This is a genomic window from Candidatus Saccharimonadales bacterium, assembly GCA_036388415.1.
Taxonomy (GTDB): Bacteria; Patescibacteriota; Saccharimonadia; order Saccharimonadales; family UBA4665; genus UBA4665.
This window is the reverse complement of the sequence record DASVRW010000002.1, coordinates 694,832-709,809: the sequence shown is the minus strand read 5'-3', so window position 1 is coordinate 709,809 and position 14,978 is coordinate 694,832. Positions and strand designations below refer to the sequence as shown.

Here is a 14,978-nt window from a genome sequence, read left to right as displayed (position 1 = left end):
TTATGGCTTGAGCATACGGCTACTACGACTACCCATCCAGATTGCTGCCGTGCCGGCGGCGAAATGGTAGGCAATATCAAACTTTGTAAGTTTGGAGGGCAAAAGGCCGCCAAGTTTTTTGTCAATAAGCCCAGCTGAACCGATAGCTACATACAATAGTCCCGTGCCAAGTAGAATCTTACGGGTTGTTTTCAAATTGGCGTCGGTACCGGCGTGTAGTAACGCGGCGGTTAGCGGCACACGGATGATACTATGATTATCGTCTATGTTCATCAGCCGTAGTAAGTGCTTAGTGTCTAGTACGAAGCCAGCAATCGTAAGAATCAGGAGTGCGACTCCAAATGATACGGACATTGGTTTTTCCATAGGTACCTCCCTGGTTTACATACCCAGCATATGCCAAAACCTGACGTATCAATATAAAATATCTTGCCGAATGCGGCCGTTGCCCACTATATGATATAAATCATGCATACGAACGCAGTAGACGGCGAACTTGGTAACAATCATTTTAATAGTATTGCCGATGTCGAACGAGCTCTTAAAAAGCTGGATCAAACATTAGTGTCGACAGAACTCGAGCAATTGCATAATTTTACTGAAGTCTACCGAATTATAACGCATAACGTCCGTCGCAACATGGCGGCAGGCGCATTCGAGCATCCGGAGTTTCTGCAAAAATTTGACGTTCGGTTTGCCTGGTATTATTTTGAGGCCCTGCGTCGCTACGTACACGATGAAGAAACAGTATTTGCCTGGCGGATTGCTTTTGACGCTGCTAGAAGCGGCCGCACGTCGCCGCTGTCTATTATGGCCCTCGGAGTCAATGCGCACATCAATAACGACATACCGCAGGTACTGTACGATTGCGGTGCCAAAGACAAGCATAGGAAAGATTATCGGCGGATCAATGCCATCATTCACGCCAGTATTGATGAGGCAATTGCAGCGCTCCATGGAACCGACAAATTACTTAATCCGAAGCAACGTCCGCTACGCCTGCCAGCAAAACTGACGATGTCTGCGCTCGCAAAGCTATGGCGCTTCTCGGCCTGGAAAAATTTCCGGGCATTGCAGACGGGATCACTGACCCGTGAGCAGCTGCATATTTATTCGCAGAAGAGAGCTAAGGTTTTGATGCGTATGCCAATGTAAGCATATATGGTATGGACTAATTATAGCTATCAATCGTCTTCGCATATGTAAGCAAGCTTTCGCTTGGGCAGAGTGGTTCCGTAGAGAAATACACAGTTTTGCCATCGGACAGTACTTTGCTGCCAGCAGCATGCTGGACGTCTTTTTGATTGTAGGTAATCAAAACCCCACGGGCGCAGGCTTGTAGCTTGGGAACGCCTTCAAAAGTTTTATCGAGTGACGCCTGTGCTGCTAATACGGGTGATTTGGCAGACTGTATGTCGTTATTTTGGGCTAGCCGTAGCGCAGGATCAAAGCCGTCGAGTGCAGTGTGATAGGAGTACGTTATGGGGCCTATATTCGTCGGTGTAGGCGGCAAGGCCAGTTTCGCCTCGCTGAAGTAAACGACACCAGTTTTCGGATCTTTCGGCAGTGGGCTGTTCATATTGTCCACAGCATCAACAATTAATCTGGCAATGGAAACATTGGCTTGCACATGACTCTGTTGGTAAAGTGTATGAATAAACAAGGCTTGCATGATGAAACCTATGGCGAGCAGGACGACTAATGTAGGTAGCAATAGTCTGCGGAAGTTAAATCCCTTAACGTTTTTGTTTGATATTTTTGCCATTAATTCCGATTGTACAATAAGTACCTACTGTTAGACAATAATGCTTGTGCTTAGCACGAGACCAGTCATTTTCAAGCGTTTTAACTTAGCGCCATCTGCGTCTATCCGTACATGTAAGTTAGTTGACAATAAATTTATTAAATACTAAAATTTGTAGCTTAATTATATAGAGAAAAAATATAGATTATGGCAACTCCCGATCAAGTACTACTAAGTCCACCGCAAGCGCCTACCGACACAATCTTAGAATTGCCAGGCCTTAGACTAGACGCGAGTCAGGAAGAGTTATCAGAACAGATAATGATTGTCAGGTTGATGCGAAAACAAGCTTCAGACTTTGCAACTTCTATGCATCGGAAAGACGCAGGTCATGACACTGCCTATGCTCGCACATGGGACGGTGTAACCATTCGGGAATATGGCATCTGGGTAATCAGAAGCGGTAAGGATTACATGGGTAATCCATTAGAGGTCGATAAGGCGCAAGATCAGCTTGATGGAACCCATGGTGTTACGTCTCGCTGGCAACGGCATATAGTCGTAACTGACGCCGGCAGACTTTGTTTTATTAGTAAAGAACTAGACGAAGCCCAAAGAGGGAATCATCGATCGGGGTGGGATTTAAATCATGCCTTAGGCGATAAAGAGCTTGTTCGTCCAGATGTTTGCGAATACGGCGGAGTAATATTGCAGGCGTTCGAACAGGATCTAACCACTGCCGCTCAGATATATAGTGATCGGCGACGAGTACTGAGGCTTTAGCTTGTTATACAAGTGAGTTGAATATAGCGAAATCGATCGTGACTTTTTAATGATAAAAGTAGGTATTGTTGCAGTATCTACGGATTAGATCTTAAGTGGTACACCCGAAGGGATTTGAACCCCCGACCTTTGGTACCGGAAACCAACGCTCTATCCAGCTGAGCTACGGGTGCATAACCTAAGTTATTATACCTGAGTCTTTAGGCACGTGCTATGTACGGGGCCTGACGGTGCCATTCGGTCGATGTAGATTCAAGTAAATCAATCAGGCTGTATGCCACGGCCGTGCGATTGACAGTGGCTGATAGTAGTGAGCCAGTGTGCTTGAGTGCATAGGTCGGACTGCCATGTGGCACCATGACGGGCGACCGAACGACGGTCCAGTCAAGCTGACTGGCTGCGAGCTGCGCAATGTGATTTTCGCTGTCACGGAGTATTTTGGGCGCAAGCTTACCGAGTACCGTGCGGGCGGCAATAAAGGCAAAGCTGAGCTTCTCATTTGGCGCCGCGGCCACATTGCCGGTTAACGAAACTATGCGGTGTATACCGCGCTGTTCCATCGCTGGCACGATGCTGTGCATGGCTGACGATAAAATATCTTTTTGCTTGGTTCCCCAGCTGCCCAGTGTGCAGATGACGGCATCCTGTCCATCGAGTGCCTGCTCGATACTGGCTTTGTCATGCACGTCTCCGCGAATAATACGTAAATGTGGATCATCACTCGGTGGAGTATGATGAACAAACACGGTTATATCGTGTCCTCGCTTCAACGCTTCCTGTGCGACCTGTCGTCCGACTTTGCCGCTGGCACCGAATATAACTATCTTCATAAGCTCAGTATACCTATTGTTGGTACGGCCGAGCTATTTTTTTGTCAGGGTTTCGTTTACTTTATCAATACGAACACGTATCCACCCGAGCTGTAGAACAATTACTGCGAGTAATAGTACAATAATTAATTCCATATTTCCTCTTTCATACATACATCTTCGATTACATACACATGGTGCGCCCGGCAGGATTCGAACCTACGACCCCTTGGTTCGAAGCCAAGTACTCTAATCCGCTGAGCTACGGGCGCATTCCATACAGTGTACCACCTCTGACGATTTTCAATAAACTGCGGGAGCCGATAAATGAAGGGCAGACTTTCGACGAGTGAACTATTTGATAGTCGGAATTAGCGAGGCTACGTACTATGACTCAGATGGCTACTACCGTTTTAAATTTATGAAGGAGACAGTGCATGACAGACAACACAGCTGATGAAGTATACGACGATCCCGATAATATCTTGGCGGAGACCGACGACACGGTGAGTGGTGCGACAGAACTGCCAGGTGACGAAGCTGACGATCCGAGCCAGTCTATATTCACACCGGAACTTGGTGATGATGACCGGGGGACAATACCAGAACTAGAGGCAGCCGACGGTGGCTCAAAACATGACGAAGCGGATGGCAACTATCCCGAAGATGCTGATCCGGACAGTGACCACCTAGGTGACATGGATCCGGCTGACGAACAAGACGGCACTGAACGCTAAAGTTGTTTAGGCTACATAAGTTCGGAAATTTTGTCGGTGTGGACGACGAACTGCCATTTGTCGTAGTAGACGTAGCCTTTGTCTTTGAGCTTTTTGAGTTCCGTAGCAACGGTTTCACGGGTCAGGCCGAGTAGATTGGCGATGTCCTGCTGTGTCAGTGGTACAGTAATCTGCGTTTTGTCGCCGGCTTCGTTTTCGTCGCCAAAACGCTTGGCTAGGATGTTGAGCATGTAGACGATTTTTTCGCTGGCTTTTGGCTTTTCGGTGGCAGTCAACTTCTCGGTGAGTTCGCTGAGTTTTATAGCCAGGTCATGAGCGACATGAAGCAGGACGTCCGGGTTTTTTGAGAAGAATTCGATCAGTTCCTGGCGGTTGACGACGTATACTTCCAGCTCGGTAAAAGCACTGTAGAACAGCTGCGTACTATCGACTGCAGAAAACAGCCATTCGTAGGGAATTATGTCAGATTTCGCGCCGAGCCATATGTGCTGCTCGATACCGTCGACGTTGATGTCATATCCCTTGATAAAGCCAGTTTTGACATAAAAAATATCGCGCGGACGTTCGTCCTGCACGAGGAGGATTTGATCCTTGTCAAATTTGCGCAGGGGGTAGCGCTGGATGAATTCGTCGAGTTTCTGCATATCTCTATCTATCATACCGTGGTTATGGGTTGGTGGAAAGTGTTATTATAACCTGATCGCCTGAATATAAAAACAAGGACCCGAAAGCCCCTGTTTTGAACGACGAAATGTAAGTAGATTTATGACTCAGCACGACGGAGTTTGCGGTAACTTCTGATGCGGGAACGTTCGACTCGTTCTGCACCTCTTGTATCAATACCGTCATCAAGATCGTCAAAATTGATGTCCTGAATTCGGGTTGGCTTTGTTAATAAATGAGTTTTTTTCACCGCATTCTCCTTATGGCTTATTAGTATTTCTATCATGACAGCACAAGCAAACACGTACTGTGAAAATTTCGACATGCTGCTTGTGATTAAAGTCTCATAAATGTGCACTTGACGGGCTCAATAACTAAGCATGAGCTTTTTTGTCCAGTGTGATAAACAATACGTCAGAGGTGAATGTAGTAAAGATCTATCAAATGTGCTACAATACTACTACTAGAAATAAGCTGCTAGTAATATCCCGCGTTAATGCAATGAGGGACAGGTTCTAGAATATTTAACAATTGTAGTTTAACGGATGAGAGCAGCTAACTGTGTGCGTACGTGAGTGTTGCCAGGTTACTCGAAGTAAACAGAAGAAGGAAGTAATATAAATGGCAACTAAACTATTTGTTGGCTCACTGCCATACAGCATGACTGACGATGATCTTGCAGAACTTTTCAAAGAGTTCGGTGAAGTCGCTTCAGCCAAGGTCATCTTTGACCGCGAAACCAACCGCTCAAAAGGCTTTGGATTTGTTGAATTCAACGACGACGCAGCTGCAAAGACTGCTATCGACAAGCTGAACAACAGCGAAATCGGTGGACGCTCAATCGTTGTCAACGAAGCTCGCCCACAAGAAGACCGACCTCGTCGCGACTTCGGTGGCCAGGGTGGTGGTGGCGGTGGTTACAACCGTGATCGCAACTCAGGTGGCGGTGGTGGTTACGGTGGCGGCAACGGCGGTGGCCGTTCACGCTTCTAGTATCCCACTAGACCCCTAAGCTTCGGCTTAAACAAAAAACCCTCTCAGTAATGAGAGGGTTTTTTGTTGGCTATTGTCAGCAGTGAGACTTTAGCGTTCAACGAACGTCAAAGCGTTGCCGGTGCGGCCAGCACGACCAGCTCGGCCAATACGGTGGACATAGTCATCATATGTCTGTGGCTGACTGTAGTTGATGACATGCGTGATGTCAGCAACGTCGATACCGCGGGCGGCAACGTCGGTCGCAACCAAAACATTGATGTGGTTATCTTTGAACTGTTTGAGAGCGCGCTGTCGTTGGCCCTGGCTTTTGCCGCCGTGGATGGCGTTGGCTTTGAAGCCGCGGGCTACCAGCTCTTCACTGAGACGCTCTACGCTGCGCTGTGTGTCGTCAAAAACTAAAACTTTTGCGACCTCTTCTTTGTTTAAGATGTCATGCAGTTTTTCGATTTTTTCGTGCGAGCTGCCATATTCTACGACCGCTTGTTCGACATTATCGCTGGTAACGCCAGTTTTGACGGAAATCATAACTGGGTCATGGAGGAAAGTACGGATCAGCTGTTCGATGCTCGGCTCCATTGTGGCGGAAAAGAAGAATGACTGACGCGGTGTCGCCAGTACGTCAAGAATGAAACGAATGTCAGTAATGAAGCCCATGTCGAGCATACGGTCGACCTCGTCGAGTACGACGATGTCAAACTTGCTGAGATCGAGCGTACCGCGTTCAATGTGGTCCTTGATGCGGCCAGGTGTGCCGATAACGAGGTTTGGATTGAAGCGCAGGTCGCGGAGCTGTGGGCCCATTGGCGAGCCGCCAATGAGAATAGCTGCTGCCAAGCCGCTGCCACGGGCAATCGACCGGCATTCTTCCTCGATCTGCTGTGCAAGTTCGCGGGTAGGGGCGATGACCAAGGCGTGTGAGTCTTTGTCGTTCATGAGTTTGTGCAGCATCGGTAGTCCGAAGGCGGCTGTCTTGCCGGTGCCAGTGTTAGCGATGCCAACGATGTCTTTGCCTTCGAGGCCAAGTGGAATCGCCTGGTCTTGGATAGGAGACGGGTTGATGTAACCTTTGGCAATCACGTTGCGCTTGAGTAGGTCATCAAAATTAAAATCATTGAACGTGTGCTTGGATACATACTCGACTGCGTCACTCGGCTTTGCAGCCTGAATGAAGCGGGAGGGGTTGATGTACTGTTTGCTGAATTTGCTACCACCGGAACGGCCGCGTGAGCCTCCTGATGAGCGTCCGCCGAAGCTGGCGCCACGACTAGAGCTACTGCGTCCCCCATATGATGAGCCACGGCTTGATGTGTTGTTGTACGGCATAAAAAAGAATCCTTATGTTTAGTTAGTGTGCTCGGAATGCGAAAATTGCCGAGTATTGCCAAGAGTGAAGCCTTGGTAACGTACTATCTAAACCATGGATCCATCAAAACAATTACTAGTATCATAGCATAAATATTTCGTTCGTACTAGTGCCCAGCTATACGCTGAGTAAATTTAAGAATATACAGTCGACTGCGGTACAGACTTCTTAGGCCGGCTAGCGGCAAAAATGGGAGCGAGTATGAGTCCGGCAATAAAGCCGCCGACATGGGCAACGAATGCCACGCTGGTTGATTCGACGGTTTCACCGCCTAGTGATGCGAAGCTACTGAAAAGCTGCATGATAAACCAATAACCAATGAATAATATTGCTGGCAGATCAACGCGGATGAATACGATAACGATAAACAAAAAGCCTTTGACGACGCCTCGCCGATGTAATGCCAGATAACCGCCAAGCACTCCAGCGATGGCGCCGCTGGCCCCAAGTAGCGGCGTCGTGGTATTCGGTTCCGTTAGAATGAAAGCAAAGGTGGCAAAAAGGCCACAGAGTATATAGAAAACCAAATACCGCAGATGGCCAAGCCGGTCTTCGACGTTATCACCAAATGGTAACAGATAGATCATATTACCAAGAAGATGCAGTAAACCGGCATGCAGGAACATAGAAGTTAATAATCCAATTTGTAACGGATTGCCACCAGTGATTGTTGCGGGGATGACAGCGTAGGTATTCAGGAAGTTACTCAGCCCCGTTTCGCCCGAAGTAGCCAGTATGTGTGCCTCAAGACCAAACAGGACGATATTAATCAAAACGAGCAAGACGGTAACAACTGGAAATATCTGACGCGGCTGATCTTCGCGGGTGCCATATGGTATGAAAAACATAGCTGTAGTGTACCGCTGGTTCTACGCTTGTGACTGTAAATATTTCACTTACAAAAATTAACCATCATTACATACTTGCGCTATGAAATATCTCAAAAGCCTGATTGTCGTCGTGGCAGGATTATTGCTACTTGGCCTTCGGAGCACGGTTGGCCGTCTCAATTTTCGAAATACTGTTTCCGGGCCCCAGGCCGCTGATGGTGAAGACGCTGACAGCCCAGCCGATTTATCACCATCTGGCTGGAAAGACGCTTTGCGGCGTACCAAAGTGGCACTCAAGGACAAACAGCTGAGCACCCAGGCCGCCGGACTGGCATATTACACGACGCTGACATTCTTTCCGGCCCTCCTCGGCTTGGCCACTGTGTACGCCACCTTCACCAGTCCGCAGACATTGCTGGATTTTATTGCCGGTCTGCAAGGCATTGTACCCCCGGCAATATACGATGTTATCGACCAGCAGCTTAGCCCGCTCGCGAGTGCCCACAAAGGATCGCTGGGAATCGCGGCTATCGTCAGTGTGCTGGCACTGCTCTGGACGACGTCCGGCGGACTGCAAAACCTGATCAAAGCCACAAATGTTGCCTACGGCGTCAAGGAGACGCGCGGGCTCGTCAAGCTTCGACTGACAAGCATAGTACTTAGCCTGGTGCTGCTACTGCTGGGTACGGCAATTCTTGTCATGTTGCTGCTACAAGGCACGGCACTTGATAAACTCGGTGCTCCGCATATGATTGCGACGATTTTCCCCTGGCTGCGCTGGCCGATATTAATCGTACTCATTTCTATCATGCTATCGGTGATTTACCGCTATGCGCCGAATCGACAAACACCCGGCTGGTCTTGGGTGAGTTGGGGAGCGGCAGCCGCTACTATCATCTGGCTGCTTGGTACGGCTTTGTTTTTCTATTATGCACAAAAATTTGGAAATTTTAACAAATCGTACGGTATCTTTGCGGGTATTATCGTACTCATGACCTGGTTTAATCTCTCGTCGCTCATTGTCCTCATTGGTGCACAGGTCAATAACAAACTTGAGGAGGTGACCGATGCTGATACAACGGCAGATTGAGGCAATTATCGATATACTATGCGTAAGAAAGCGGGGAATACATGGCTAACTGGGACAGAATCACTTCTCGCGGCGATGTCGAAGACCGGCGCGGTGCCAGCCCATTGCTGCTGGGCGGCGGTGGCTTAGGTTTGGCGGGCACAGCTATAATACTGCTGTTCAACATATTGTCTGGCGGCTCGGTCGATCTGAACAGCACGCTTAATCAATTGCAACAGTCTCAAGCCAGGCCGCAAACTGGCCAGTCGCAGCAATTCGAAGGCCAGGACAGTTATGAAACCTTTGCATCAACGGTTCTAGGATCGACTAACGACACCTGGACCGGTGTATTTGAGCAAAGCAACAAGACGTACCAGCCGCCGAAGCTCGTATTGTTTCGGAATGCTACCCAGTCTGCCTGTGGTGGAGCGACGTCTGAGGTCGGTCCGCATTACTGTCCAGCCAATGGAACGATATATCTCGATGAAACATTCTTTGACGAGCTAACCGCCAAGCTTGGTGCCAGTGAAGGTGCCAAGGGAGATGTAGCTCAAGCTTACGTCATTGCGCACGAGGTCGGGCACCATGTCCAACATATACTCGGGACCACAGACAATGTGACGTCAAATGCCGATTCGATCAAATTGGAACTGCAGGCTGACTGCTTTGCAGGAGTTTGGGCCCATTCGGTAGCTAATGAGGGTGTCTTCCAGCCTGGTGAAATTAATGAAGCTATTGCTGCTGCTGAAGCAGTCGGTGACGACCGTATCCAGAAGACTGTACAGGGCAGGGTAACACCGGAGACCTGGACGCACGGCTCGTCAGCCCAGCGGGTACAGTGGTTCAATACAGGTTTATCCACGGGCAAGCCGGCAAGCTGCAACACCTTCAAGTAGCTGACTTAGCGTTAGCTACTGACAACGGTTAAAAGATCTTTGTAGTCGGCATCATGGCCTTGTAGTATGGACGAGTACTTTTCTTTGAGGTTCTGCGTGATGGGTCCGATTTGGCCGTTGCCAATCCGCCGGGCGTCAACTTCGAGTACCGGTGCAATGTAGGCTGATGTTCCGCAGGCAAATAGTTCATCTGCGATATAGAGTTCCGTTAGGTCGACGGTGCGTTCTACTACTTGTAGATCCATATCTTTAGCGAGCTGCAAAATAGTCTGCCGATTGATACCTTCTAGCAAATCGCTGGTGGCGTCCGGCGTGATAAGTACATTGTTACGGACAAGGAATATATTGGCAGCGCTTAGCTCGCATACGTGCCCGGCGGCGTCCAGAAATATGCAGTCATCATAACCACTGTCCAGGGCGTCCTGTTTGCCAAGGACTGAATTAATATAGGCTCCGTTCACCTTGGCGCGGGACGGGATAGAATAATCCGGTATTCGGCGCCAGACACTTGTTTTGAGACGGGCACCACCCTGCGGCAGAATTGACTGTGCCTCGTATATAAACATACTAAGTGCCGTCGACATGCCGCGAGACCGCGTACCGGGTACCAGCTCATCGACGTGAATGGTAGCCCGCACAAAAGCATTTTCAGTCAATTCGTTGGCAGCTACCAATTGTTGTACTGCCTCAGTAAAGCGCTCAGCTGGCCAGTCGGGTTCAAAAGTATCAATTCCAATGATCCGGGCCGAGTTAATGAGCCGCCGGTAGTGGTCGGATAGTCGAAAGGCACGGACTGAACCATCGTCGCCAACTTGGATCTGAAACACCGTATAGACGCTGAGTCCATACAGTACCGCTGAACTCGCCACACTGAGCGTGGCGCTCTCAATAGGTACAATGTGGTCTTTGAGGTATGCCTGCGGATAAATATATGCCATGTATGTACTCCAAGTTATGTAGTTTCAGCATAGCACGATCGTTTCGACGGCAGTACATGCAGTTATCAGCTTATGCGGTCGAAGTTGTAGCCCGTGACAGCGCCGTTATTGCCGACCACTAGTGTGCTACAATACGCGTAGTAAGCACGTACACAAACAATGAAACAAAAAAAATTATCAGCTGCCGGTCGTACCAGTACTGTTCGTCGTCGTACTCCAAAAGTTATATCGAAAGCTAGCGTGCACACGCGGGCCAGGCATGCCATTCGATCGAATCGCTCGTGGACCAAACGGCTTTTCATGCACCCGACTAGTACTTTTGGACTCTTAATCATTGGCGTATTGCTGGCCGGGATGACATATAGCGCAGCGGCTACTGATTATTCGGTTAACGCGGTTGTCGAAGCAGCTCCATTGCAGTCCGGTGCCTTTATTACCAGTCCGAATGATAATGAGGTGTTTACGTCAAAACCAATTATCATTGCTGGTACTTGTCCGAACGACGCCTATATTAAACTAATCCGGAACGACGCGTTTAGCGGTACAGCCATATGCACAAATGGCATGTTTCAAATCGAAACAGATTTATTTGTTGGCTTAAATGCCTTGCAGGCGCAGGCCTATAATATTACCGATCAGCCGGGACCGGCGACTGCGAGCGTTACCGTCACCTATACACCACCGGCCGGCACGCCAGAGTCTGTGCTGACAGCGCCCCCTGCAGCCCCTACCACTGCAATGGTATCGCCGTTAAAATATATCCCACCACTATCTACTACCGCTATTTCCTTGGAAGACAGAGCGATATTGCCATTTTTGCTATCAACGGAGTATGAATTCGCGGTGGCAGCGACATTTGACGTTTTTGAACTCCGGTTGCAGTACAGAACGGGCGCGCTACCTATTGCGACACATGTTGAATGGGGTGATGGCCAGACCTCCGATAAGACCGTATCGTCGCACGATGCTTTCAAAATGGTCCACACCTATACAGATAGCGGCGTCTATATCATTTCAGTACAAGGCACTGACGCGAATAAGCGAACAACATCCATGCAACTTGTCGCATTTATCAGAAAGCCAGGGGATAAGCCGATTAGTGGTGCAATTATCCCGCCCGTTGGGCCAGTCGGTCCGCAAGATAATGGATTTGGGTGGCTGCAACTTGCTTGGTGGACATATGTTATCGTTGCTATTATGATTGCCAGTTTTTGGCTTGGCGAACGACGCGAATTTTTGAAACTGGTTGGCGCAAAACACCCATCACACCGACCACGGCATCCATAAGTGGGTACCTGCCGGTACAGCAGGCGTTACGGCGACAGCAACCTGCGCTGGTGTGAACATATGCTGATTACTTGCTAGAATATCGTACGAGTTTCGTACGGTGCCGCGATGGTTTACTGCGTAGGTACAGGAAATATGACGGTATACTGATCACAAAACCAGCGATGACTGCTACTATCGATGTTCGAATCGGGGTGGCAAAGGCTAGAGTGGCAATCGGCGCACTACTGTTCCGTATTTTATCGGTCAGAGATAATTTGTTTGCAACCAGTATATGCTGTTGCGTGGTCGTGGCACGCCCACTTTTATCTGTCTTATGTATCGTTATGATATGTTTGCCGTTTTTTAATTTCTTGGTATCTATGGTTGTGCCTTTAATCGGGTTACCGTTAACGAGTACGGCAACCTTTTCACCGGGTTTTAATGGTGCTGACACTACATTGAAGGTGCCCTGCACATTTGATTGTACTGGTTGTGTAATAACTGGTGAAGATTTTTTGGCGGACGGCTCTAGGCTTGGGGCTACTGGCTTCGGCGTAACTGTTGCTGGACTGGCCACTGTTGCAGGTGCTGGCGGAGGGGATGTGGGCCGCGACGGAGCGTTGCTTGACTGCTGTGCTCTTTGGGCAAGTCCGAGGGCGTATTCTGGCCACCAGTTTCCCGCAGCCGGGCCGCCGTTGCAGGGTCCATCGCTTTCTCCAGGCGCTTTGATCCACAAATATGCGTCAACTAAAGCTGAACCGGTACTCGACGAAGGTAGGTTGCCAAGCGCCCGTCCCGATGGATTGCACCATTCACCGTTCGCCCCAAGGCCGCTGCGCGATGTGTCGATAACAAAATGCTTCCCGCCAAGGCGACTTGCGACGTCACTGCCATATGGCATCGTTTCATTGGCGGTGTAAAAATTTGATACATTCAGACTGAAGCCGTCAGCGGCACCGATATTTGCTCGAGCTAGTCTACCGGCGGTTTCGGCGGCGCCAATCCACCCCTTATTGCCAGCATCAAGGTAAGCAACGGCATTACTTGCCTTTAGCTTTGTCACTGCATAACTGAGTGAATCGAGCCGGGCTTGTTTGCCTCTAGGGTCAAGACAGTCTAACTGCGAAATTGCGTCCGGTTCGATAATAACAACCGTTCGCCGACCGCCAATACCGGTTGCCATGCCATCGATCCAGCTTTTGTAGGTGGCATGTGAGCTGGCGCCACCCGCGGAATGGCTGCCGCAGTCACGATTTGGAATGTTGTAGGCCACTATCACGCCCATTTTTCCCGCACCAGCTGCGCGGCTGACGTAATCATTCGCTGCCTGCTGGCTATCTGCTGTCCAATTACCCATCCAAAATGCTTTTGGTTGGTTTGCAATCGTATCCATGAGCGCGGCGTCGATTGGCCGGGTTGAGCGCCAGGCTGCCGCTTGGGCGGTCGCATTGTTTCCATTAGGGTCTACAAATAATGATGAGCCAGTCAATGGATTGTTTGACGCGTAAGTACTGATTGAAATATAGATAGGTGCAAACAATGCAGCGATAAATGTAAGTGCGTATAAGAAATAAAATTTCTGTTTTGTGGTATTATTTTTTTTTGCAGTTACTATCATGTGAAATGGCATAAGCACAATTATAATGGATATGGCTAAAATACAATACCCGAAAGACTACGTCACTAAGGAAATTTTCACAGCTAGATAACTTAATTTTGACTATACTAGTTCTTTGCGGCCAATAACATATAAGTTTAACAGGACAGATATTAGAGATTTTCAAATGACAACCAAACAAATGATACTAGCCGCCGGTAGCATCGTGCTCATATTGGCCGGATTTATGATAATTCGAAATACAATATCAGATAGCAAAGGTAAGGAAGAAAATGCTATGTCTATGCTGGCCGATGAACGTAGTACGAGCCCGCTGCTTGGTAAGGCGCTATACCGTGACGACCAACGATCGATTACAAAGTTGGCTGCCGAATTTACAAAGCAAGGAAAGGCAGATGATGCGGCATTGCTGTCCCGTATCACCAGTCAGCCGGGATCAACATGGTTGACAGGGCCATCAGAATCAGATCCAACGGCTGCCAACGACGTATCTGATGCTGCGCGCACTTCACAGGAAGCGGCCGCATCGGATACGACCCCAGTATACGTACTTTATGCACTGCCTGGACGTGATGCCTGTGCCGGATTTTCAAAAGGCGGTTTTGTGACTAACGAGCAATACGTGCAGTGGATTGCCCAAATCCGTGATAGTTTACAGACACCTAGCATTATTATACTGGAGCCGGATTCAATTGCTCATGCCGATGAACAAGGCTGTTTGACAACTGAAAAAAGGGAGGCCCGATACAGTTTGCTAAAGTCCACCGTTGAAACACTGAGTAGTAGCCAACAGGTCCTCGGGGTATACCTCGATGCCGGGAATGCTGAATGGAAACCTGATCCAAAGACGCTGATCGATCACTTGCGGAAGTCGGGTATTGACCAGGCACGAGGTATAGCCGTAAATGTCTCATCGTTTGTAGATACCGATCAAACAATTTCTTGGTCTCAGGCTATTATTGATCGTTTGGGATCTGACAAGGGTATCATTATTGACACCAGCCGAAATGGTACGGGGGCTGCTCCCAAGAATGTTACTGGAACTGCCAGGTGGTGTAATCCAGCGGGCCGTGGGCTCGGGACGGTGCCCACCACCACTACCGATAAAGCGTACATTGATGCATATATTTGGGTTAAGAATGCTGGCGAGAGTGACGGTGACTGTTTTGGTAATCCACCGGCTGGGACACTGGATGCGCGCCTGGCTCTCGAACTTGCCCGTAACGCTAAAAGGTAAATCCTGCTACCTGTCTACAGACGTCC

Annotated in this window: 17 protein-coding genes and 2 tRNA genes; 8 read left to right on the top strand and 11 right to left on the bottom strand. The window is 48.9% G+C overall.

The window, feature by feature from the left end:
• Positions 1-366 (bottom strand): hypothetical protein, encoded by a 366-nt coding sequence (locus VF575_03830; GenBank protein HEX8182704.1) that lies wholly within the window; start codon positions 364-366, stop codon positions 1-3.
• Positions 367-468: 102 nt separating this feature from the next.
• Here VF575_03830 and VF575_03825 point away from each other — a divergent pair, with 102 nt between their 5' ends.
• Positions 469-1,155: a DUF5995 family protein gene (locus VF575_03825; GenBank protein HEX8182703.1), complete on the top strand. Its 687-nt coding sequence runs from the start codon at positions 469-471 to the stop codon at positions 1,153-1,155.
• A gap of 16 nt (positions 1,156-1,171) precedes the next feature.
• Here the strand turns inward: VF575_03825 and VF575_03820 are convergent, their stop codons facing one another.
• Positions 1,172-1,765 carry a hypothetical protein gene (locus VF575_03820; GenBank protein HEX8182702.1) on the bottom strand — a complete coding sequence of 198 codons (594 nt, stop codon included), beginning with the start codon at positions 1,763-1,765 and terminating at the stop codon, positions 1,172-1,174.
• Between the two features lie 186 nt (positions 1,766-1,951).
• Here VF575_03820 and VF575_03815 point away from each other — a divergent pair, with 186 nt between their 5' ends.
• Positions 1,952-2,527, top strand: coding sequence for a hypothetical protein (locus VF575_03815; protein HEX8182701.1), 576 nt, complete (start codon positions 1,952-1,954; stop codon positions 2,525-2,527).
• Between the two features lie 96 nt (positions 2,528-2,623).
• Here VF575_03815 and VF575_03810 read toward each other — a convergent pair.
• The 3 genes from VF575_03810 to VF575_03800 form a co-directional block, all read right to left on the bottom strand.
• A tRNA-Arg gene (locus VF575_03810) sits at positions 2,624-2,700 on the bottom strand.
• A 27-nt stretch (positions 2,701-2,727) separates the two neighbouring features.
• A complete protein-coding gene (locus VF575_03805) occupies positions 2,728-3,357 on the bottom strand; it encodes an NAD(P)H-binding protein (GenBank protein ID HEX8182700.1) in 630 nt (209 codons plus the stop codon).
• A gap of 174 nt (positions 3,358-3,531) precedes the next feature.
• Positions 3,532-3,608: transfer RNA gene (locus VF575_03800), tRNA-Arg, on the bottom strand.
• A 165-nt stretch (positions 3,609-3,773) separates the two neighbouring features.
• Here VF575_03800 and VF575_03795 point away from each other — a divergent pair.
• On the top strand, positions 3,774-4,073 hold the full coding sequence (locus VF575_03795; GenBank protein ID HEX8182699.1) for a hypothetical protein: 300 nt from the start codon (positions 3,774-3,776) through the stop codon (positions 4,071-4,073).
• An 11-nt stretch (positions 4,074-4,084) separates the two neighbouring features.
• On the opposite strand, the gene VF575_03790 is transcribed toward VF575_03795, so the two are convergent.
• Positions 4,085-4,732 (bottom strand): Crp/Fnr family transcriptional regulator, encoded by a 648-nt coding sequence (locus VF575_03790; protein HEX8182698.1) that lies wholly within the window; start codon positions 4,730-4,732, stop codon positions 4,085-4,087.
• A 104-nt stretch (positions 4,733-4,836) separates the two neighbouring features.
• A complete protein-coding gene (locus tag VF575_03785) occupies positions 4,837-4,986 on the bottom strand; it encodes a hypothetical protein (protein ID HEX8182697.1) in 150 nt (49 codons plus the stop codon).
• A gap of 371 nt (positions 4,987-5,357) precedes the next feature.
• Here VF575_03785 and VF575_03780 point away from each other — a divergent pair, with 371 nt between their 5' ends.
• Positions 5,358-5,729: an RNA-binding protein gene (locus VF575_03780; GenBank protein ID HEX8182696.1), complete on the top strand. Its 372-nt coding sequence runs from the start codon at positions 5,358-5,360 to the stop codon at positions 5,727-5,729.
• A gap of 90 nt (positions 5,730-5,819) precedes the next feature.
• Here the strand turns inward: VF575_03780 and VF575_03775 are convergent, their stop codons facing one another.
• Positions 5,820-7,055: a DEAD/DEAH box helicase gene (locus VF575_03775; protein ID HEX8182695.1), complete on the bottom strand. Its 1,236-nt coding sequence runs from the start codon at positions 7,053-7,055 to the stop codon at positions 5,820-5,822.
• Between the two features lie 174 nt (positions 7,056-7,229).
• Positions 7,230-7,943, bottom strand: a complete 714-nt coding sequence (locus VF575_03770; protein HEX8182694.1) for a rhomboid family intramembrane serine protease — start codon at positions 7,941-7,943, stop codon at positions 7,230-7,232.
• 82 nt (positions 7,944-8,025) lie between these two features.
• On the opposite strand from VF575_03770, the gene VF575_03765 reads away from it, so the two are divergent.
• Positions 8,026-9,015, top strand: coding sequence for a YihY/virulence factor BrkB family protein (locus tag VF575_03765; GenBank protein HEX8182693.1), 990 nt, complete (start codon positions 8,026-8,028; stop codon positions 9,013-9,015).
• Positions 9,016-9,056: 41 nt separating this feature from the next.
• Positions 9,057-9,890: a neutral zinc metallopeptidase gene (locus VF575_03760; GenBank protein HEX8182692.1), complete on the top strand. Its 834-nt coding sequence runs from the start codon at positions 9,057-9,059 to the stop codon at positions 9,888-9,890.
• Positions 9,891-9,901: 11 nt separating this feature from the next.
• On the opposite strand, the gene VF575_03755 is transcribed toward VF575_03760, so the two are convergent.
• On the bottom strand, positions 9,902-10,828 hold the full coding sequence (locus VF575_03755) for an aminotransferase class IV (protein HEX8182691.1): 927 nt from the start codon (positions 10,826-10,828) through the stop codon (positions 9,902-9,904).
• A 159-nt stretch (positions 10,829-10,987) separates the two neighbouring features.
• Between VF575_03755 and VF575_03750 the strand changes: the two genes are divergently transcribed.
• Entirely contained in the window at positions 10,988-12,115 is a 1,128-nt protein-coding gene (locus tag VF575_03750) for a hypothetical protein (protein HEX8182690.1), read from the top strand.
• Between the two features lie 67 nt (positions 12,116-12,182).
• On the opposite strand, the gene VF575_03745 is transcribed toward VF575_03750, so the two are convergent.
• Positions 12,183-13,727 (bottom strand): glycoside hydrolase family 6 protein, encoded by a 1,545-nt coding sequence (locus VF575_03745; protein ID HEX8182689.1) that lies wholly within the window; start codon positions 13,725-13,727, stop codon positions 12,183-12,185.
• A gap of 154 nt (positions 13,728-13,881) precedes the next feature.
• Between VF575_03745 and VF575_03740 the strand changes: the two genes are divergently transcribed.
• Entirely contained in the window at positions 13,882-14,952 is a 1,071-nt protein-coding gene (locus VF575_03740; GenBank protein ID HEX8182688.1) for a glycoside hydrolase family 6 protein, read from the top strand.
• The last annotated feature ends 26 nt before the right edge of the window (positions 14,953-14,978 follow it).

Excerpts from the sequence above, each read along its gene's own strand:
- VF575_03795 (HEX8182699.1), top strand. The coding sequence starts at position 3,774 with ATGACAGACAACACAGCTGATGAAGTATACGACGATCCCGATAATATC.
- VF575_03745 (HEX8182689.1), bottom strand. The coding sequence starts at position 13,727 with ATGCCATTTCACATGATAGTAACTGCAAAAAAAAATAATACCACAAAA.
- VF575_03740 (HEX8182688.1), top strand. The coding sequence starts at position 13,882 with ATGACAACCAAACAAATGATACTAGCCGCCGGTAGCATCGTGCTCATA.
- VF575_03765 (HEX8182693.1), top strand. The coding sequence starts at position 8,026 with ATGAAATATCTCAAAAGCCTGATTGTCGTCGTGGCAGGATTATTGCTA.
- VF575_03830 (HEX8182704.1), bottom strand. The coding sequence starts at position 366 with ATGGAAAAACCAATGTCCGTATCATTTGGAGTCGCACTCCTGATTCTT.
- VF575_03805 (HEX8182700.1), bottom strand. The coding sequence starts at position 3,357 with ATGAAGATAGTTATATTCGGTGCCAGCGGCAAAGTCGGACGACAGGTC.
- VF575_03815 (HEX8182701.1), top strand. The coding sequence starts at position 1,952 with ATGGCAACTCCCGATCAAGTACTACTAAGTCCACCGCAAGCGCCTACC.
- VF575_03750 (HEX8182690.1), top strand. The coding sequence starts at position 10,988 with ATGAAACAAAAAAAATTATCAGCTGCCGGTCGTACCAGTACTGTTCGT.
- VF575_03775 (HEX8182695.1), bottom strand. The coding sequence starts at position 7,055 with ATGCCGTACAACAACACATCAAGCCGTGGCTCATCATATGGGGGACGC.
- VF575_03790 (HEX8182698.1), bottom strand. The coding sequence starts at position 4,732 with ATGATAGATAGAGATATGCAGAAACTCGACGAATTCATCCAGCGCTAC.
- VF575_03770 (HEX8182694.1), bottom strand. The coding sequence starts at position 7,943 with ATGTTTTTCATACCATATGGCACCCGCGAAGATCAGCCGCGTCAGATA.
- VF575_03760 (HEX8182692.1), top strand. The coding sequence starts at position 9,057 with ATGGCTAACTGGGACAGAATCACTTCTCGCGGCGATGTCGAAGACCGG.
- VF575_03820 (HEX8182702.1), bottom strand. The coding sequence starts at position 1,765 with ATGGCAAAAATATCAAACAAAAACGTTAAGGGATTTAACTTCCGCAGA.
- VF575_03780 (HEX8182696.1), top strand. The coding sequence starts at position 5,358 with ATGGCAACTAAACTATTTGTTGGCTCACTGCCATACAGCATGACTGAC.
- VF575_03825 (HEX8182703.1), top strand. The coding sequence starts at position 469 with ATGCATACGAACGCAGTAGACGGCGAACTTGGTAACAATCATTTTAAT.
- VF575_03755 (HEX8182691.1), bottom strand. The coding sequence starts at position 10,828 with ATGGCATATATTTATCCGCAGGCATACCTCAAAGACCACATTGTACCT.